Here is an 18,737-nt window from a genome sequence, read left to right as displayed (position 1 = left end):
GCCGGTCCGAGACCGGCCGGATAGAGTTCCGCTCGGCCGCAACAATTCTTCACAAACCGAAACATTGACCGTCTGGGCGCCGTGCGATGTGCTGGAGCCAGGACCAACACGGACGGCGAGGCAACCGGTGCAGGCAAATACCGCGAACGCAAAGATCCTGATCGTCGAGGACGACCCGGAGATCGGCAAGCTGCTGGCGCTTGCCGTGCAGGAAAACGGAATGGTTGCCACCGTGGCCGAGGACGGGTATGTGATGAACGCCCTGCTGCGCAGCAACGACTATGATCTGATCGTTCTGGATGTGATGCTGCCGGGCGAAGACGGCCTCAGCATCTGCCGCCGGATCCGCTCGGAGAAGACGACGCCGATCATTCTGCTGACGGCGCTCGGCGAGGAAATCGACCGTATCGTCGGGCTGGAGGTCGGGGCCGACGATTACGTCACCAAGCCGTTCAGTCCGCGCGAAGTGGTGGCGCGCATTCGCTCCCTCCTGCGGCGGGCGTCCTACGGGCTGGTGAACAGCACGGCCCAGCGCAAGCTGCGCTTTGAAGGCTGGCAGATCGATCCCTTGCGACGGCAGTTGCACGACCCCAGCAATGCGAGAGTTGCCCTGACGACCACCGAATTCGACCTGCTGCTGGCCTTCTGCCGCAATCCGGGGCGCGTCATCACCCGCGAGGAGCTTCTGTCGCTGACCCATACGGGACTTGCAGGGCCGATCGAGCGCAGCGTCGATGTGCATATCAGCCGGCTGCGCCAGAAGATCGAGGCCGATCCGAAGATCCCGGTCCTGCTGCAGACCGTCCGGCTCGGCGGCTACATGTTCACCGCATCCGTCGATCAGGGCTAGGCCCGGCCGGCTTTCATCAAGCAGCAGCCAACAGAAGAAGCCGGGACATGCCCGGCTTCTTCTGTTGGTGCGGCTGGCGTCCGGTCTAGAACTTGTAGCCGACGAACAGCGACGTGGAGGGCTGCAGCTCGTCCTTGACGATCGGGCTGTCGGCGGCATCGCCGGTGAGCACGGCAAGGCTTGCCTCGCCGCGAACCAGCCAGTGTTCGCTCAGCATGTAGGTGGCGGATGCGGAGACCTCGACCTGCTTCAGACCGGCTTCGGCCTTGTATGCGGCAAGACCGGAATTCGCCGACTGGATTGCATCGACGCCAAAATAGGCCTGCATGTGTTTGTCGTTGGCGACGACGCCTTCAATGCCGGCGCCGAGGATCAGCTTCTCGGTGACCGGCACATTGAATTCGGCGCCGAACGTGCCGATCAGGCTTTCGCTGCCTTCAATTGTCTGGTCGACCGTCGCATACAGTTCGAGGCCCTGCCAGGTGTAGGAGGCCTTGGCGCCGACGGTTGCGGCAAAATCGATGTCTCCCAAGCCTCTCAGGCGGTCGTCATCGTCCTGGTCTCTACCAGTCTCGTAGCCGACCCGGCCCGCAAGCGCGAAACCATCACGTTGATAGGCCGTGACGGTGACGCCGCCCGGATCGATCTCGAGCCAATCGCCATAAGTGAAGACGACGACCGGCAAGGGGCTGACCTCGAACTTGTCGCTGCCTTCGTATTTTGGCGAATAGCTTCCGCCCGCGCCGACGATCAGGCTCCAGTTGCGGACAGGCGGCTCGGCATTGAACCGCTCCTGATCAAATGGCGGCTCCGGCGATTGATCGGCAAGGCCGGTATCGGCGGCATTGGCGATCGATGCCGAGGCGGCAAGTATGAGCGTGACGCCCACGACGCCTGACAGGGCGCTTGAGTGTAGTCGCCGGTGGGTCCGTTGAAGTAAAGACATAGGTGCTCCAGTTATCTGACACGGACGTCGCCGGCGCTCGCCGCGGACCGTGTGTGCAACACATCCGTCGTCTCACGAACGGCTGCTGCACGGCGTGTTTTTGCGTTACGAAATGTTGCGGGTGCTCTGCAGACGACGGTATCAGGGCGCTTCGGCGACCTGCAGACGTTGCAAGCCAGCCTTCTTGGATAGACACAAAACTTAATGTTTGGATCGCGCGGCGGGCACTATCCTGCGCCACCCCGGCTCTGCCACAACAATGTCTTCCGTCGTCATCCGGTGCGCCGCACCCTGGGAGGTCTCTTGCGATTTCGCCTGCCGCTGTCGGGTTCGACCATTTACGGGCAGATCACGGTCATCATCGTCGTCTGCATGATCATCGTCATCATCGGCGGCTCGACGCTCGAGCGCTGGGTCCGCGACGATTACAACGTGCCCGACCTGGAGGTGCTGTCGGAAAAGATGGCGGCGATCGGCTCCCTGGTTGCCGTTGCCACACCGGCGGAGCGACAGGAGATCATCGAGATCGCCGGGCGCGGTGGATGGCGCCTGTCGCTGCGGCCGCTCTCGGTTGCCGACCGCTTCACCACCTCGTCGACGGACCAACCATTCATCCAGGCCGCCACCGACTGGTTCTTTCCACCCGATGACGGGTCGACGCCCTATGGAGGCTGGCGAACCTTTCTCGATGACAAGCGGGTGATCTCGGTAAAGGTCGACGATGCGACCCTTCTTCTCCTCGAACAGGTGCCGACCAGCCTCCTGAGCAGCGATGCCCTGAGTTTCGGCTCCAACTATCTGGTCGCCATGGTGACGCTGATCCTGCTCTTCTTCATCTTCGCCGTCTGGGCGATCACACGTCCACTGCGGCGGATCGCGGTGGCGGCGATGAAAGCCGATATCTCGCTCGGACCGGCACCCTTCGAAGAGCGCGGCAGCGTCGAGATCGTCGCACTCGCGCGCGCCCTGAATGCCATGCAGCGCCGCATCTCGATCATGATCGAAGGCAGAACCCGTATGCTGCGCGGCATCAGCCACGATCTTCGCACGCCGCTGACGCGGTTACGGCTGCGCACCGAGCGTCTGCAGGATGAGGAGACGCGCGATGCCCTGCTCGGCGATATCCTGCGGATTGACCATCTCTTGAAGGAGAGCCTCGGCTACCTGCGTGACAATCATCAGCGTGAGCCCTCCCAGCGTGCCGACCTGGCTTCGCTCCTGCAGACCATCTCCGACGAGTTCGCCGACATGGGGCATGACGTCACCTACAACGGCCCGCCAAGAATGATCGCCGAGTTCAGGCCGCTCGCCATCACCCGCGCGGTGACGAACCTTTGCGAGAACGGCATCAAGTTTGCGACACGGGTCGAAATCGGGCTGAAGACGATCGACGCCGAGGCGATCATCGAGGTAGCGGACGATGGCCCCGGCATTACCGAGCAATATCGCGAGCGGGTGATGGAGCCGTTCTTCAAGATCGATGCCGCCCGCGGCGGGTCCGACACCGGTTTCGGTCTCGGCCTGTCGATCGTGACAGAAATCGTCGAGGCTCATCATGGCCGCTTCGAACTGCTTGATCGTATGCCACACGGACTGATCGCGACGATCCGGCTTCCGCTGGGAAGGCAGTAAGCGACGGAGCGAGTGTCGTAGAAATTGAAGGCTTCAGAGTATTGAATGCAGCTTCGCTCACGAAATCTTTCGAACACCTTCTAAAATTCACTAAAAGTTGAACATTGTGATCGATGTTCTCCCCGACTAGGGCACTTTGGCTGGGGGACATAATGACGGCCGGTACGACAATTAGACGACCTCTCTGGGTTACGATCACGGCATGCGGCTTTGCGGCAGTGCTGTTTACCGGCGCGCTGATTGGCGGAAGCGCCTGGGTCCGCCAGAACGCGGCGACCCAGGATACGCTGGATCGCGAAGCGAAGGGCGACAGGGCGCTCATCGAAACCGATATGCTCGCCCAGAAGAAGGCCGCTTCGGCACTCGCCATGGCGCTGGCCGGCGAGCCGGATATCGCCGATCTCTTGGCACGCGGCGCGCGTGACGAGATCATCGCCCGCTACGCTACCTCGATGCCGGGCATCATCGCCGAAGGCAACATTCAGCTGATCACCTTCGTCAACGCCAAGGGCGAAGCGGTCGCCCGCGTTCATACGCCGGACAAGTTCGGCGACGACATGAAGGGACGTCGCAAGACGATCGTCTCGGCGCTTGCCAGCGGCAAGCTCGTCGCCGGCACCGAACCTGGCCGGAACGCCGTCAGCATGTTCGCATCCGCGCCGGTCATCCGTAACAACACCGTGGTCGGCGTTGTCGACACCGGCACGAGCCTGACCAACGACTATTTCAAGCCGCTTGCAGCCCGGATGGGCGGCGAGATCGGTGTCCATGTGATGGTCGACGGCAAGTTCCAGAAGCAGACTGCTACGTCGGACCAGACCTTCCTGTCGGAAGCCCGGCTGGTGGAAGCTCTTGACGGCAAGCCGGTCCGCGAGCAGGTGACGAGCGGCGATCGCAGCTTCCTCGTCGAAGCAACACCGATCACCAATTTCTCGGGCGAGAAGATCGGCGTCCTGGAGATTGCGTCGGATGTGACGTCAGTCGTCAACGATGCCGCGTCAACGATGTGGACTACCGTGATCGGCACGATCGTCGTGTCGCTGGTATCGCTGCTCGGCTTCCTCTTCTTCGCCCACCGTCTGGGCGGCGCAATCTCGCGCCTCACCGGTACGATGTCCAAGCTCGCCTCGGGTGATCTCGATGCCAGCGTGGAAGGCGAAGGTCGTCACGACGAGATCGGCGCAATGGCGAAGGCCGTGCGGATCTTCAAGGACAACGCGCTGAAGACCAACGAACTGGAACGCCAGGCGGAAGAACAGCGCAACCTCACCGAGGACCAGCGCCGCCGCAACGCCGAGGACGAGCGCCTGCGCGCCGATGCCATGGCCGAAGCGACGACCGGACTTGCGACGGGCCTCAAGCATCTTTCGGCCGGCGACCTGACCTTCCAACTCGACCGTCCGTTCGCCGAGCATTTCGAGAGCCTGCGCGTCGACTTCAACACCGCCGTCGAGCAGCTCCGCGGCACGCTGACCTCGGTTGCCCAGGCCACCAGCTCGATCGATGGCGGCTCGCGCGAGATCAGCCAGAGCGCCGACGACCTGTCCAAGCGGACCGAACAGCAGGCAGCCTCTCTGGAAGAGACAGCCGCTGCCCTGGACCAGATCACTACCAATGTCTCCAACTCGTCCAAGCGTGCCGAAGAGGCTCGCTCGGTTGCCATCCAGGCCAACGAAAGTGCCCGTCATTCCGGCGCGGTGGTTTCCAATGCCGTCCAGGCCATGGGCCGCATCGAACAGTCGTCGGGGCAGATCGCCAACATCATCGGCGTCATCGACGAGATCGCCTTCCAGACCAACCTCCTGGCACTGAATGCAGGCGTCGAGGCGGCACGCGCCGGGGAAGCCGGCAAGGGCTTTGCCGTCGTCGCTCAGGAAGTTCGCGAATTGGCACAGCGCTCGGCGCAGGCTGCCAAGGAGATCAAGGACCTGATCGGCAAGTCCTCCGTCGAAGTCGGCACCGGCGTTAAGCTGGTCAGCGATACCGGCGAGGCGCTGAAGACGATCGAGAACTACATCGTCACGATCAACCAGCACATGGATGCGATTGCCACCTCGTCCCGCGAGCAGTCGGTCGGGTTGTCCGAGGTCAACACGGCCGTCAACCAGATGGACCAGGTGACCCAGCAGAATGCCGCGATGGTGGAAGAGGCCAATGCCGCCGGTGCGACGCTGGCCACGGAGGCCGGCCGACTGCGCGAACTGATCGGCCAGTTCCAGCTCGGCAATCGCGCAGCGGTGCAGAGCGCTCCGGCACAGGCGGCAAGCCTGCGCAAGGCAGCTTCGATGATGTCTGCCTCGCAGCATTCGGCGCCGTCCGCGTCGCCGGCTCGCGGCATGGTCGGCAAGCTCGCCCAGGCCTTCTCGGGCCGCGGCTCGGCGGCAGCAGCGCCGGCGGCCTCCGCCGACAACTGGGAAGAGTTCTGATCGCGCCGGACACGGCATCGTCCAGACACAAAAGAAGGCGGGGCTGCCAGACAGCCCCGCCTTCTTCTTGTTGCGTTCTCCGGTGCGCTTCAGCCGTTCATCGCACCCACTGCATCCCGTCGATCTGGATATCCTGGCCGGTCATGAAGTTCGGCTCGGCGGTCGCGAGGAAGGTGACGACGCTTGCAACGTCCTGCGGCGTCCCCACCCGTTTCATCGAGATGCCGGCGGCCAGCTGCGCTTCGCGGGCATCGATCATCGCATTGGACCGCTCAGTCTTGATGACGCCGGGGCAGACGGCATTGACGACGATCTCCGGCGCCAGCTCCTTGGCGAGCGCCCGGGTCATGCCGAGAATGCCGGCCTTCGCCGCCGTATACGAGAACTTGCTGACGGCGCTGGTGACGCCGCCGGTATGGGCGTTCATCGACGACATGTTGATGATCCGCCCGCCGCCGTTTCCGCGCATCACCGGCACGACCGGCTGGATGTAGTTGAAGGCGCCCTTGAGGTTGATGTCGACGGTAGCGTCGAATTCCTCCTCCGTGATCTCCAGGATCCCCTTCGGCATCGGCCGTCCTGCGTTGTTGAACAGCACGTCGATCCGCCCCCATTGGGCATCGACCTCACCGACGATTTCGGCCGCCCGCGCGTATTCGCGCACATCGGCGACGAAGGTCAGCGCCTCGCGACCCAGATCACCGATCTCGCCGGCGGTGCGGGTGAGATCATCCTCGATCAGGTCGACCAGCACGATATCGAAGCCATAGCGTGCCAAGTCCAGCGCGCAGGCGCGACCGATGCCGCGGCCACCCCCGGTGACCAACGCCACCTTGCGGGTCGTCTCAGCCATCGGCATTCTCCTTGGCAAAGCGGGCGATGTCGGCATGCGTGCCGAACCAGACGCCTTCGTGCCCCTGGATGTGGCGGATTAGATCTTCGAGGATGAAGATGCGCGAGCGATATCCTGTGACATGCGGGTGCATGGTCAAAAGGAACAGCCCGCCTTCCTGGTAGGCGCGGTCAAATTCACGCTTGAAGATGTCGAGCACCGCCGGTGGCGGGGTGTAGGGCCGGTGGGCGGTGAAGCGGTTCATGTTGAAATACACCGCATCGTCGCGGATCCACTCGACCGGCAGCTCAACCATCCCCGTCGGTTCGCCATTCTCGACCAGTTCGTACGGATCGTCGTCGGCCATCAGAGAGCTGTCGTAGAGGAGGCCGAGCTCGCGCTCGATCTCCAGCGTCACGGCGGAAAAATCCCAGGACGGTGTGCGCATGCCAACCGGGCGGACGCCGGTGATCTTCTCCAGCGTGTCGGCTGCGCGCAGATGCAGCTCGCGCTCGTTCTGCGGCGGCACCTTGGTGTTGACCTCGTGGATCCAGCCATGCAGGCCGATCTCGTGACCTTCGGCGATGACTCGCTTCTGTTCGTCGGGGTAGAGGAGGGCAGCCACAGCCGGCACGAAGAATGTTGCCGGGACCCCGGCCTTCTGCAGCGTCTCAAGGATGCGCGGCATGCCCCTGCGGCTTCCGTACTGACCCCAGGACAGCCGGCCGATGGACTCGCCGCCGTCTCGCAGTTCGTTGGTCTCATGGTCGCTATCGAAGGAAAGTGCGACGGCGCAGCGCGCACCGTCCTTCCAGGCTTTCGGCTTCAGCGAGCGCCCGGCCCGCACCTTGTCGACCTTGCCGCGCCAGGTGGCCTCGTCCCATTCCCAGGGTTCCATCTGTGGTTCTCCCATTCTTGCTATCCGGCGGCCTGGGGCAGCACCGGTACTGCCGCCAGCAGGCGTTTCGTGTAGTCGTGCTGCGGGTTCGCATAGATCGCGCCGGCATCGCCTTCCTCGACGATCAGGCCCTGATACATGATGGCGACGCGGTCGCAGAGATGGCGGACAACCGAGAGATCGTGGCTGATGAACACCAGCGACAGATCGAGTTCCGATCGCAGGCGGATCAGCAGATTGATGATCTGCGCCTGGATGGACACATCGAGCGAGGCGACCGGCTCGTCGCAGACGACGACATCCGGCTGCATGGCGAGTGCCCGCGCGATGGCGATGCGCTGACGCTGGCCGCCGGAGAACTGGTGCGGGAACCGATTGGCGAAGGTCGGATCAAGCCCGACCGCCGCCAGCCACTGCTGCACGTAACCCTGCGCATCGGCGCGGCTGACGAGCCGGTGGGCGAGGGGACCTTCGGCAACGATATCACCGATCCGCATGCGGCCGTTCAGCGAGGCGAACGGGTCCTGGAAGATCGTCTGGATGCGGGTGGTGATCTTCGACGGGCTGCGTCCGCGGCTCATCACCGGCTGGCCATTGAGCCGGATCGTGCCCGAGGTCGGCACGGTGATGCCGGCGGCCATCCGGCCGAGCGTCGATTTGCCGGAGCCGGATTCGCCGACCAGTCCCAGCACTTCGCCGCGCTTGACGGTGAGCGACACGCCGCCGACGGCCTGGACGAAACTCGGCGGCTGCGACAGGCCGGACTTGATCGCCAGGTTCCGGAACAGCCCTGCCGGCTTCTCGAAGCGCTTCACGACATTGTCGATCACCAGATACGGGCTGCCGAGCGGCGGCAGGTTGGCGGTCGCGGACTTGCGTGGTGGCGGTGCCGCGTCAGCGATGCCACTTCCGCGCAGCAGCAGTTCGCCGGGCTTGGCGCGCGACGGAAGCGCGTCGAGCAACGCCCGCGTATACTCGTGCTGGGGCTTCGTCAGGACGCCGAGCGCCGGGCCGATTTCGACGATGTTGCCGGATTTCATCACCGCGACCCGATCGGCAATCGACGAGACGATCGCGAGATCGTGGCTGATCCAGATCAGTGCCGTGCCGAGTTCGGAAACCAGCTCTTTCATCTCGACCAGGATTTCCGCCTGGATGGACACGTCGAGTGCTGTGGTCGGCTCATCGCAGATGATCAGCTTTGGCCGATGGAGGAGCGCGATGGCGATCGCCACGCGCTGCCGCATGCCGCCCGAAAACTGGTGCGGGAAGAAATCGACCTTGCGTTCCGGATCGCTGATGCGGACCTGCGCCAGCGCCTTGATCGCCCGCGCCCGCGCATCGGCGGCGCTGATGCGTCCGTGTGCTTCGAGTGCCAGCCTGATCTGCGTGCCGATGCTGAGCACCGGGTTCAGCGTCATCATCGGATCCTGGAAGACCATCGAAATGGTCTTGCCACGGATGGCGCGCAGCTCGCGGCTCGGCAGGCCGACCAGTTCGCGGCCTTCAAGTTTGATCGAGCCCTCAACGATGCGGCCCGGCTCGTCGATCAGGCCGATGATCGAAAACCCGGTGATCGATTTGCCGGAACCGGATTCGCCGACCAGGCCCAGGACTTCGCCAGGGGCGATGGAGAAGGAGACGCCATCGACGGCCTTTACTTCGCCGCGGCCACTCGGGAACCAGGTCTTGAGGTTGGTGACTTCCAGCAGCGGCGTCGTCTGTTGTGTAGTGAGAGTATCTGTCATCGGCGGAGCCTCGGGTTGAGCTGGTCGCGGATCTGGTCGCCGACGAGGTTGAGCGAGACGATGAAGAGGATCAGCGCCACGCCCGGATAGATCGAGATCCAGTAGCGGCCCGACAGGAGATACTGGAAGCCGTTGGCGATCAGCATGCCGAGCGAGGGTTCGGTCGGCGGCAAGCCGACGCCAAGGAAGGAGAGGGTGGCTTCCAGCGAGATCGCGCTTGCCACCTGCACCGTCGCGACGACGATCAACGGCGGCAGCGAGTTTGGCAGGATATGCTTCAGCACGACGCGCCAGGGCGACAGCGGGATCGACAGGGCCGCCTCGACGTAATCCTTCTGCCGCTCGGCCGCCGCCGCACCGTGTGCGGTGCGGGCAAAATAGGCGTACTGGGCAAAGATCAGCGCGAGGATCAGCTGGTAGCGGCCCTGGCCGAGCATTGCCGCGATGACGAAAGCAAGCAGGATTGCCGGAAACGACAGCTGCAGGTCGACGATCCGCATGACGAGGCTTTCGAAGCGGCCGCCGATATAGGCTGCAGCGCATCCGACCACAGCTCCGACGACGAAGGCAACGCCGCCGGCAATCACGCCCATCTGCAGCGAAATGCGCAGGCCGTAGATGATCGCCGACAGCAGGTCGCGCCCCTGAGAGTCGGTTCCGAGCCAGTGCGTATAGCCGGCGGTGCCGACATAGCCCGGAGGCCGCCGGGCATCCCGCAGCACCAGATTGGCAAGATCATAGGGATCCTGGGGCGTCACCAGCGGTGCGATCAGCGCGATCAGCACGATGATGAAGACGACGGCGGCAGCACCAGTCGCCACCTTGTTGCGGCGGAATTCGCCGAGGAAACGGGAGAGCGGAGTGTCGCGCATCAGGCACGCCCCTTTCTCAAACGCGGGTCGAGGATCGCATAGGTGAGATCGACCACGAGGTTGATGACGATGAACAGGAGGGCGACGAGCATCAGGTAGGCGACCATGACAGGACGGTCGAGCGAGGTGATGCTGTCGATGATCAGTTTGCCAAGCCCGGGCCAGGAGAAGATCGTTTCGGTGACGACGGCAAACGCCAGCGTCGAGCCGAGTTCCAGGCCAAACACCGTCACCAGCGGGATCGAGATGAGCCGCAGCACGTGCCGCCTCAGCACCGTGAACTCGGAGAGACCGGCGGCCCGTGCGAATTTCACGGTGTCGCTCAGCATCAGTTCGCGGGTGCCGGCGCGTGCCAGCCGGATCATCAGCGAGAACTTGAAGAGCGCCAGGTTGAGCGCCGGAAGAACCATGTGCGCAAGCCCGTCACCGGTGAGGAAGCTGAAGTCGACGCCGAACAGGCTGACGGTCTCGCCGCGTCCACCGGCCGGCATGCAGCCGCACTGCACGGCAAACACCATGATCAGCATCAGGCCGAACCAGAAGGTCGGCACCGAAAAGCCAAGGATCGACAGGGCCATCACCGCCCGCGAGATCGGGCTGTTCGGCCGGTAGCCGGCATACATGCCGATCGGGATGCCGACGAGGCTGGCAAACAGCACGGCGGCAAGCGTCAGTTCCAGCGTCGCCGGCAGGCGCGACAGGATCAGTTCGCTGACCGGCATGTTGTAGACGAAGGAGCGGCCGAACTCGCCGTGCAGGATGCGCCCGACAAAGGTCAGGTATTGCTGCCACAGCGGCTGGTCCAGGCCGTACTGCGCGATCACTGCAGCGCGGATGTCCTGCGTCGCGTCAGGCGAGATCAGCACATCGATGGGATTGCCCACGGCATAGACGCCGCAGAAGACAAGCGCCGACATCGCGATGACCACGATCACCGCCTGCCAGAGCCTTTGCAGAATGAATCCAAACATTCGTTCCCAGTTCTCCCGCCATTTGCGGGCTTTGCCCGTCTTGCGCGGGCTTGGAAATGTATCGCAGTTGCTAGCGGGTCAGTGCCAGTCGTTCTCCAGGAGGCCACGGGTTTCCGACACGGCAACCTCCCAGATCGCCATCATGTCCTCGTCTGGGCGCTGATAGAGACCATGGTAGTTGCCGTCGCCAAGCAGCGTTCGCTTCTGGTCGGCACCGACGCGGGCGAGGGCTGCAAAGTCGATCTTCGGCTTCGACACCGTCGGCTGGCGCTCGTCGCTGGTGCGTGTCCAGGGAAAGTTTTCCATCCACGAGGCATGCGAGGCGGCCGGATCGATCTCCTGCACCTTGGCCAGTGTCTGCGGCGCCCGCCACCAGTCATGGAACTTAACGGAGGCGTCCGGGTGGGCGTTCAGCCACTCTGAGATCACTACGGTCGCCGGCATGTTGCCGCCATGGCCGTTGACCACCAGGATGCGGCGGAAGCCCGAGCGGTAGATGCTGTCGAGCAGGTCGCGGATGACGCCGATATAGGTGGCGACCGACAGCGTCAGCGTGCCGGGGAAGGTGGCGAACGACGAGGCGAGACCATAGGCAAGAACCGGGAAGACCGGGATGCCGAGCGGTTGGGCGGCATCCACCGAGACCTTTTCAGCGAGGATCATGTCGGTCGCGAGGCTCAGATAGGCGTGCTGCTCGACACTGCCGATCGGCAGGATGCAGCGATCGTCCTGTGCTGCCCGCTCTTCCACCTGGAACCAGTTCATGTCGGCGATCTTCAATCTGCTCTCCTCATTCTCGATGCCTTCCCCGCTTGTCGACCAGACGCAAACCTTTCGCATCGCACAAGATTTGTGCTTTCGGCGGCCGTGCGCTCGCCGATGCAAAGTTCCATACGGGACTAAAAAAAGAAATTGACAGCCATTTATCCTCACGTCAAGTTCCATACGGTACTAGCTTTTGGATAACAGGCGAGGATGTGAAGACATTGAAACGGTCACGCGGTCCATCACTGGAGACGCTGTTGCAGGAAGGCGGCAAATCCGCCGCCGGCAATCACGGCGTCGAGGACCTCGTGTCGGTCAAGCTCTGGCAGAACCCCTGCTGGCTGTCCTTTCGCATCAACTTTCTGGCGCTGCAGTTCAACGAGCCGATCTATCGGCACATCGAAAAGGAACACGGCCTGCCGCGGCCGGAGTTCGTCGTTCTGTATTCGCTCGGCCTTGCCGACGGGCTGACGGCGAGCGCCATCTGCAGTTCCTCGGGCTTTCCGAAGAACACGATCAGCCGGGCGATCCAGAAGCTGATCGACAAGAACATCATCCGCCGCGAAGTCGACCAGGCGGATCTGAGAAGTTTCGTCCTCTACATCACCGAAGAGGGCAAACGCATCGTCGACCAGGCCATGCAGCCGATGGTGGAGCGCGAGAACCTGATGGTCTCGTCGCTGACGCCAGCCGAACAGCTGATGCTGTCGGAACTGCTAGCCAAGGTCGTCGTGGATTCACCCAACTGGCCATCAATGACAACAATAGAGGAGAACGAAGAATGACGATTTCCAGGACCTTCCGGACGACGCTGCTCGCCGCCGCACTGCTGGGTGGCGTATCGACCGCCGCACTTGCCGCTGATCTGACCGTCGGCGTACGCGCCGGCCCGCTGTCGATCGATCCCGACTTCACCGCCGCCGGCACCCATGCCGAAGCGATGAAGCACATCTACGATTCGCTGATCAAGTCGGGCAACAACCTTGAGCTCGAGCCCGGTCTTGCGACCAGCTGGACGGCTGTCGACGACACGACCTGGGAGTTCAAGCTGCGCTCGGGCGTCAAATTCCACGATGGCTCCGACTTCACCGCCGAAGACGTGAAATTCTCGATCGAGCGCATTCCGCGCGTCACCGGCCCGAACCCCACGACCATCTATGTGCGCCGCGTCAAAGGCGTCGAGATCGTCGATCCGCTGACCATCCGCGTCAAGACGGACGGCCCGGCACCGACGCTGCCGAACGACTTCATTCGCCTGTTCATCGTCTCGCATGTTGCAGCCAAGGATTACTCCGACAGCGCCGAGAAGGCAGCCGAAGGCTTCAACTCCGGCAAGGCGGCGATCGGCACCGGCCCTTACAAGTTCGTCTCCTGGACCCCCAAGGAGCAGCTGGTGATGCAGAGCTTCGACGGCTACTGGGGCGGCAAGGAGCCGTGGGACAAGGTGACCCGCAAGGAGATCCCCAATGATGCGGCCCGCGTTGCGCAGTTGAAGGCCGGCCAGGTCGACCTGATCGCCCGCATTCCGGCCTCCGACGTGCCGACGCTGGAAACCGACAGCAAGCTGACCGTGGTTCGCCAGGACAGCGTCTACCTGTTCAACATGGCCTTCGACTTCCGCGAAAAGTCACCGCAGGTGAGCGCCAAGGACGGCTCGCCGCTGCCGAAGAACCCCTTCCTCGACCCGCGCGTGCGTGAAGCCTTCGATCTGGCCATCGACCGCGAAACGATCACCGAGATCGCCATGGAAGGCATGGGCGCCGTTCAGTCGCAGCTCGTGACGCCGAACATCTTCGGCTACAACCCGGATGTGAAGCCGACCAAGTCGGATCCCGCCAAGGCCAAGCAGCTGCTCGCCGAAGCAGGTTACCCGAACGGCTTCAAGGTGGCCTTCTCGTTCACCAACGACCGCCTGCCGGGCGACAAGGATGCCGGCACCACGATCGCTCAGATGCTGACCGCGGTCGGCATCCAGGTCGAAGCAAACGCACAGCCGGGCGCCGTCTACTTCCCGGCAAACACGCGCGGCGACTACTCGCTGACCATGTCCGGCTGGGGCACGCTGACGGGTGAGGCGAACTACACGCTGTCGTCGCTGGTTCACACCAACGATCCGGCCACCAAGCTCGGTGCCTTTAACGTCCGCGGCTACTCCAACAAGGCGATGGACAAGCTGATCGAGGCTGCCGCCGTCGAGATGGATGCCGCCAAGCGCGAGCAGCTTCTGAAGGATGCCAACGCTCTGGTGGCAACCGATCGCCCCAACCTGACGATCGCATCGATCGTCTCGGCCTGGGGCATGAAGAAGACGATCACCATCGTGCCGCGCTCTGACGAAGACACGCTGGCCATGAACATCCGGGCTGCGAAATAACCTCCCCCAACCGGAGGTCACTGGCCGGGCATTGCGCCCGGCCTTTTTTATGAAGACGAATGGGAGGATCCAATGACGAAAACGGCACTCGCAATTCACGGTGGCTGCGGCGTGATGGCCAAGCTCGATCTTAGCGAAGCCGAATGGGCGGCCGCACGGGTCGACCTGCTTCGGGCACTGAAAGCCGGCTGGGCGATCCTCAGCAATGGCGGTAGCGCACTCGATGCGGTCCAGGCGTGCGTCGTCGTGATGGAGGACAGCCCGCATTTCAATGCCGGTTATGGCGCGGCACTCAACGCCAATGGCGAGCACGAACTGGACGCCTCGATCATGGATGGCGCGACGCTGGAAGCCGGGGCCGTGACGCTGGTGCGGCGGATCCGCAATCCGGTGAAGGCGGCGCGCCGGGTGATGGAAAAGGGCGATGCGGTGCTGATGGGCGGCACGTCAGCCGATGAGTTCGCCAAGGCAGAAGGTCTCGATGTCGTCGAGCCCGACTATTTCACCACGGAGCGGCGCGTAAAGGCGCTGGCATCGATGAAGGCGCATGCGGCGGCGGGCACGGCAGCAAAAGCCAGCGAGTCCGAAAAGCATGGAACGGTCGGCGCGGTGGCGCTGGATGAGGCAGGACATCTGGCAGCCGCCACCTCGACCGGCGGCTACAACAACAAGCCGGCCGGCCGTATCGGCGACACGCCGATCATCGGCGCCGGAACCTATGCACGAGACGGCCTCTGCGCAGTCTCCGGCACCGGCAAGGGCGAATTCTTCATCCGCTATGCGGTCGGCCACGAGATTGCCAGCCGCATCGGCTACCTGGGCGAAACTGTGCAGCAGGCCGCCGACAAGGTCATCATGGAGGACCTGAAGCCGCATGCGATCGGCGCCGGTCTCGTCGCCGTCGGGGCCGATGGCTCGATCGCCGCGCCCTACAACACCGATGGCATGTTCCGCGGCTGGGTGACGCCGGAGGGAGAGTTCTTTGTCGGAACGCATGGCGATGTCCATGCCTGCGATCCGTCTTCCGCGCCCTGAGCGAGACCTGATCGGGCGGCAGGAGCGATCCTGCCGCGCGTCGATACAGACCTTAGCGGTTACGCCACGGCGTCGATTTCCGTCTCCGGCGGACCTGCGGCCGGGCGCGTGGCGCGATAGACCTCGTCGAGCGTCATCATGTTCGACAGGTCGACCGCCATCGGGGCGGCATGCCCGAAGGCGCCGCGCATCAGGCAGGTACTGGCGGCCGCCTCAGCCGCGCGGCACAGAATGTCGTCCGGGTGCTGATCGTTCAGCAGCCCCACCAGAACGTTGGCGATGAACGTATCTCCGGCTCCCAATGTATCGACTGCCTCGACCGGCTGGGCGGATGCCTCGAACAATCCCTGATCGCCGAGCAGAAGTGCACCCTCCATGCCCCGCGTCACGAGGCTCCAGCGAGCGCCGTCCGCCCGCGCCCGTTCGGCGAGCGCCACGGCCTCTGCACGCGACAGGCCACCGCCGGAAAATGCGAGCAGAAAGCAGTGCGGCGCCACCCGGGCGATGCGGTCGGGATCATGGACCGTCGCCAGATCGTAGGACACCTTCACCGCCCGGCTGAAGCGCGGCAACCAGGCGTCGACATGGCTCGAGCGACCGGTATGGACCGCGTCGAACTGCGACAACTGCGCAAGATCGCCTCCCGAAGGCGCGATGATCGAGGGGCCGAGATTGGCGCCGACGAAGACGCGCTCGCCCTCCTGCGTCTCGATCACGCAGTAGGCGGTCTGGCCGGGCTCCATCCGCAGCATCGACACGTCAACGCCTTCCTCGACCAGCGCCGATCGGATCAGGCGCCCCGCATCGTCGTCGCAGACGGCACCGGCATAGGCGGTCGCGGCTCCGGCACGGCGGGCAAAGACGGCGTGATTGACGCAGTTGCCGCCGGGGAACATGAGATCCTGGTCACGATAGCAATCCACGACATTATCGCCGAAGGCGAGGATTCTGACGGTTGAAGTCATTCGAAGTTTCCTGAGCAGGCAATGAGAACGTTCTCATTTAATCGGCTGCGTCTGGAAAGGCAACAGGCTGCGGATCGAGGCAAGAGCCGGCACGTGCCAAGGATGCGGTTGATGGTGGCGGTTGATGGGCGAGGAGCGCTAGCAAGCGCGCAGCAGACGGACCTGTCGAGAGGTCAGTGGGCTGCGACCTTGAGTGGAGCGACCGAGCCTCGCTCGATCAGTTCCGCAGGCATCAGCACCGTGCGCGCCGGGTACTCTTCGCCGCGGATCCGCTCGAGCAGCATGCGCGCGGCGGCCTCGCCCATTGCCAGGCGCGGCTGTGACACGGTGGTGATGCCTGGCCTCAGAAAGCTCATCCAGTCGAGATCGTCGAAGCAGATCAGCGACAGGTCCGACGGTATCGACAGCTTCAGCCCGGCAATCGCGCGCATGGCGCCCTCCGACATCGTGCCGTCGGTGGTGAACAGCGCGGTGGGCCGATCCGGCTCCGTCAGCAGGGGCGGCACGACCGCCTGTGCGGCGAGCGCCGAATAGCTACCGGCCCGCAGGGTCAGGCGGGGATCGATCGGCAGGCCGGCGATCCGATGGGCGCGGATATAGCCGAGGAGGCGCTGCCAGCTGGGATAGAGCGTCTCGCTTTCCACCGGTTCGCCGGCGATGGCGCGTTTGAGGAAGGCGTCGAGACCGCCGCTCTCTTCATCCACAAGTTCGGCGACGATGCCGATCCGCCGGTGGCCGGCGGCGATCAGATGACGCACCGCATGTTCCGCCGCGGCGATGTTGTCGGTTGCCACTCGATCGACCATCAGTCCGGCGACAGCGCGATCGATCAGCACCAGCGGCACGCCCATCGCCTGAAGATTGAAGAGATGCCGTGCCTTGCGCGTATCACTTGGCGTAACGATCAGCCCGTCGACCTGCTTCTGCGCCAGGAGCTCGACAGACAGCACTTCCTTGGACTGGGCTTCGTCGCTGTTGGTGATCAGAAGCCCGAAGCCGTTGGCTTCAGCGACGTTGGAGATGCCGCGCAGCACCGAGGCGTAGAAAGGGTTCTGGATGTCGCCTGCAACCACCCCGATCGTACGCGTCTTGCCGGTGATCAGGCTGCGGGCCAGCGCGTTCGGTCGATATCCGAGCCCTTGCGCTGCCTTCAGCACCTGCTCCTTCTTCGCCTCGCTGGTATATCCGTATCCACCCAGCACGCGTCCCGCCGTCGCCGTCGAAACGCCCGCCGCCCGCGCGACATCTGCGATTGTCGCCTTGCCCTTCGGAGTCAATGGATGATCCTTCTCACATACGTCTGTGTGGAAAAGAGAATATTTCATGCGCGCGACGCTCGTATCTGAGCGATAGAACAATCGTTTAAGGAGATCGGCGGTCGATTTCAACGGAATAACGCTGCACAGCTTGCCTACAGGGTGCTTGACGGACGCCGCATCTCGATGTCACATATGTGAGAACGTTCTCGCCACGAATTCATCTAATAGGGAACACGAGAACGCTGTGCGGCCGGCAGGCCTTGTTGAAATAGGAGGATTCCATGATCAAATCGATTCTGACGGGTTGCATTCTGACGCTGGTGATGGGGATGCCGGCGATGGCCGATGTCATCCCGGCCCTGCACGATGCGCTGCCGCAGGAATACAAGGACAAGGGCATCAAGGCTGCCGTCTTCAACGACTGGGCGCCGGACGAGTTCGTCGATGCCGATGGCCAGCTGAAGGGCTGGAGCGTCGACATCGCCAAGGAAATGGAGAGCCGGCTCGGCGTGCCGTTCCATTTCGAGGGCACCAGCTTCGACGCCATCATTCCAGGCATCCAGGCCAAGCGCTTCGACGCCGGCTTCTCGTCTTTTGGCACGACGGCGGAACGCCTGACGGCGATCGATTTCGTCGCGCAGCGCAAGATCGGCACGTCGTTTGCCTATCCGCAGGACAGCAAGCTCGACATCAAGGTTTCTTCCGACGTCTGCGGCCTGACGGTCGCCGTGTTGAACGGTTCCTGGGACCTCGGGCTCCTGGAGAAACTGAACGCCGAAGAGTGCAAGGAAAAGCCGGTCGTAATGCAGACGCATGGTACGCAGGCGCAGGCGGAACTTGCGGTGCGCTCGCGGCGTGCCGATGCGACCGTGGCTGGTTCGGTGAAGCTTGCCTACATGGCCAAGCAGACCAAGGACCTCAAGGTTTCCGAGCTTGTGCTGTCGCCCGTCAACAGCTGCATCGGCCTGCGCAAGGGCGATCCGCTCGGCCCGATCATGCGTGATGCCATCCAGTCGATGATCGACGATGGTACCTACGAGAAGATCATGGCCAAGTGGGGCATCGCCGATTCCGGCATGCTCACCAAGGCACTCGTGATCACCGAGGAAAACCCGGACCTGTAAGATCGTCGCCCGCCCCGGGACCGCTCGGGGCGGGATTTTC

Annotated in this window: 16 protein-coding genes; 7 read left to right on the top strand and 9 right to left on the bottom strand. The window is 63.5% G+C overall.

Going from position 1 to position 18,737, the window contains the following annotated elements; all coding sequences use genetic code 11:
- Nucleotides 1-127: 127 nt before the first annotated feature.
- Nucleotides 128-850: a response regulator transcription factor gene (locus ACR65N_RS07805; protein ID WP_440456498.1), complete on the top strand. Its 723-nt coding sequence runs from the start codon at nt 128-130 to the stop codon at nt 848-850.
- A gap of 85 nt (nt 851-935) precedes the next feature.
- Here the strand turns inward: ACR65N_RS07805 and ACR65N_RS07800 are convergent, their stop codons facing one another.
- A complete protein-coding gene (locus ACR65N_RS07800) occupies nt 936-1,739 on the bottom strand; it encodes a MipA/OmpV family protein (RefSeq protein ID WP_440456497.1) in 804 nt (267 codons plus the stop codon).
- Between the two features lie 360 nt (nt 1,740-2,099).
- Here ACR65N_RS07800 and ACR65N_RS07795 point away from each other — a divergent pair, with 360 nt between their 5' ends.
- A complete protein-coding gene (locus ACR65N_RS07795) occupies nt 2,100-3,428 on the top strand; it encodes an ATP-binding protein (RefSeq protein WP_440456496.1) in 1,329 nt (442 codons plus the stop codon).
- Nucleotides 3,429-3,580: 152 nt separating this feature from the next.
- Nucleotides 3,581-5,854 carry a methyl-accepting chemotaxis protein gene (locus tag ACR65N_RS07790; RefSeq protein WP_440456495.1) on the top strand — a complete coding sequence of 758 codons (2,274 nt, stop codon included), beginning with the start codon at nt 3,581-3,583 and terminating at the stop codon, nt 5,852-5,854.
- A gap of 97 nt (nt 5,855-5,951) precedes the next feature.
- Here the strand turns inward: ACR65N_RS07790 and ACR65N_RS07785 are convergent, their stop codons facing one another.
- The 6 genes from ACR65N_RS07785 to ACR65N_RS07760 form a co-directional block, all read right to left on the bottom strand.
- The gene (locus tag ACR65N_RS07785; protein ID WP_440456494.1) at nt 5,952-6,707 is read right to left on the bottom strand and encodes an SDR family NAD(P)-dependent oxidoreductase; all 756 of its coding nucleotides are present in this window, start codon (nt 6,705-6,707) and stop codon (nt 5,952-5,954) included.
- Entirely contained in the window at nt 6,700-7,584 is an 885-nt protein-coding gene (locus tag ACR65N_RS07780; protein ID WP_440456493.1) for a polysaccharide deacetylase family protein, read from the bottom strand. Before ACR65N_RS07780 ends, ACR65N_RS07785 begins: the two co-directional genes overlap by 8 nt.
- Nucleotides 7,585-7,604: 20 nt before the next feature.
- Entirely contained in the window at nt 7,605-9,332 is a 1,728-nt protein-coding gene (locus tag ACR65N_RS07775; protein WP_440456492.1) for a dipeptide ABC transporter ATP-binding protein, read from the bottom strand.
- A complete protein-coding gene (locus ACR65N_RS07770; protein WP_440456491.1) occupies nt 9,329-10,204 on the bottom strand; it encodes an ABC transporter permease in 876 nt (291 codons plus the stop codon). Before ACR65N_RS07770 ends, ACR65N_RS07775 begins: the two co-directional genes overlap by 4 nt.
- Nucleotides 10,204-11,175 carry an ABC transporter permease gene (locus ACR65N_RS07765; protein WP_430306945.1) on the bottom strand — a complete coding sequence of 324 codons (972 nt, stop codon included), beginning with the start codon at nt 11,173-11,175 and terminating at the stop codon, nt 10,204-10,206. The genes ACR65N_RS07770 and ACR65N_RS07765 overlap by 1 nt, the downstream gene beginning before the upstream one ends.
- 78 nt (nt 11,176-11,253) lie before the next feature.
- Complete coding sequence (locus ACR65N_RS07760) at nt 11,254-11,955, bottom strand: creatininase family protein (RefSeq protein WP_440456490.1); 702 nt, start codon at nt 11,953-11,955, stop codon at nt 11,254-11,256.
- 197 nt (nt 11,956-12,152) lie between these two features.
- Here ACR65N_RS07760 and ACR65N_RS07755 point away from each other — a divergent pair, with 197 nt between their 5' ends.
- The 3 genes from ACR65N_RS07755 to ACR65N_RS07745 all read left to right on the top strand — a co-directional run bounded on the left by ACR65N_RS07755 (nt 12,153) and on the right by ACR65N_RS07745 (nt 15,349).
- Nucleotides 12,153-12,725 carry a MarR family winged helix-turn-helix transcriptional regulator gene (locus tag ACR65N_RS07755; protein ID WP_440456489.1) on the top strand — a complete coding sequence of 191 codons (573 nt, stop codon included), beginning with the start codon at nt 12,153-12,155 and terminating at the stop codon, nt 12,723-12,725.
- Nucleotides 12,722-14,314, top strand: a complete 1,593-nt coding sequence (locus ACR65N_RS07750) for an ABC transporter substrate-binding protein (protein WP_440456488.1) — start codon at nt 12,722-12,724, stop codon at nt 14,312-14,314. Before ACR65N_RS07755 ends, ACR65N_RS07750 begins: the two co-directional genes overlap by 4 nt.
- Nucleotides 14,315-14,386: 72 nt before the next feature.
- Complete coding sequence (locus ACR65N_RS07745; RefSeq protein WP_440456487.1) at nt 14,387-15,349, top strand: isoaspartyl peptidase/L-asparaginase family protein; 963 nt, start codon at nt 14,387-14,389, stop codon at nt 15,347-15,349.
- A 59-nt stretch (nt 15,350-15,408) separates the two neighbouring features.
- Here ACR65N_RS07745 and ACR65N_RS07740 read toward each other — a convergent pair whose 3' ends face one another.
- On the bottom strand, nt 15,409-16,314 hold the full coding sequence (locus tag ACR65N_RS07740) for a PfkB family carbohydrate kinase (protein WP_440456486.1): 906 nt from the start codon (nt 16,312-16,314) through the stop codon (nt 15,409-15,411).
- A 173-nt stretch (nt 16,315-16,487) separates the two neighbouring features.
- Nucleotides 16,488-17,639, bottom strand: a complete 1,152-nt coding sequence (locus ACR65N_RS07735; RefSeq protein WP_430306939.1) for a LacI family DNA-binding transcriptional regulator — start codon at nt 17,637-17,639, stop codon at nt 16,488-16,490.
- A gap of 215 nt (nt 17,640-17,854) precedes the next feature.
- On the opposite strand from ACR65N_RS07735, the gene ACR65N_RS07730 reads away from it, so the two are divergent.
- Entirely contained in the window at nt 17,855-18,697 is an 843-nt protein-coding gene (locus ACR65N_RS07730; protein WP_440456485.1) for a transporter substrate-binding domain-containing protein, read from the top strand.
- Nucleotides 18,698-18,737 lie beyond the last annotated feature (40 nt).

This window comes from Rhizobium sp. SAFR-030 (assembly GCF_059415005.1).
The sequence above is the reverse complement of the archived record's forward strand: the minus strand, read 5'-3'. Positions and strand labels throughout refer to the sequence as shown.

What these genes read in the sequence shown, in the direction of transcription:
- ACR65N_RS07770 (WP_440456491.1), bottom strand. Translation starts at nt 10,204, where the DNA reads ATGCGCGACACTCCGCTCTCCCGTTTCCTCGGCGAATTCCGCCGCAAC.
- ACR65N_RS07780 (WP_440456493.1), bottom strand. Translation starts at nt 7,584, where the DNA reads ATGGAACCCTGGGAATGGGACGAGGCCACCTGGCGCGGCAAGGTCGAC.
- ACR65N_RS07745 (WP_440456487.1), top strand. Translation starts at nt 14,387, where the DNA reads ATGACGAAAACGGCACTCGCAATTCACGGTGGCTGCGGCGTGATGGCC.
- ACR65N_RS07735 (WP_430306939.1), bottom strand. Translation starts at nt 17,639, where the DNA reads ATGAAATATTCTCTTTTCCACACAGACGTATGTGAGAAGGATCATCCA.
- ACR65N_RS07785 (WP_440456494.1), bottom strand. Translation starts at nt 6,707, where the DNA reads ATGGCTGAGACGACCCGCAAGGTGGCGTTGGTCACCGGGGGTGGCCGC.
- ACR65N_RS07750 (WP_440456488.1), top strand. Translation starts at nt 12,722, where the DNA reads ATGACGATTTCCAGGACCTTCCGGACGACGCTGCTCGCCGCCGCACTG.
- ACR65N_RS07730 (WP_440456485.1), top strand. Translation starts at nt 17,855, where the DNA reads ATGATCAAATCGATTCTGACGGGTTGCATTCTGACGCTGGTGATGGGG.
- ACR65N_RS07790 (WP_440456495.1), top strand. Translation starts at nt 3,581, where the DNA reads ATGACGGCCGGTACGACAATTAGACGACCTCTCTGGGTTACGATCACG.
- ACR65N_RS07765 (WP_430306945.1), bottom strand. Translation starts at nt 11,175, where the DNA reads ATGTTTGGATTCATTCTGCAAAGGCTCTGGCAGGCGGTGATCGTGGTC.
- ACR65N_RS07740 (WP_440456486.1), bottom strand. Translation starts at nt 16,314, where the DNA reads ATGACTTCAACCGTCAGAATCCTCGCCTTCGGCGATAATGTCGTGGAT.
- ACR65N_RS07775 (WP_440456492.1), bottom strand. Translation starts at nt 9,332, where the DNA reads ATGACAGATACTCTCACTACACAACAGACGACGCCGCTGCTGGAAGTC.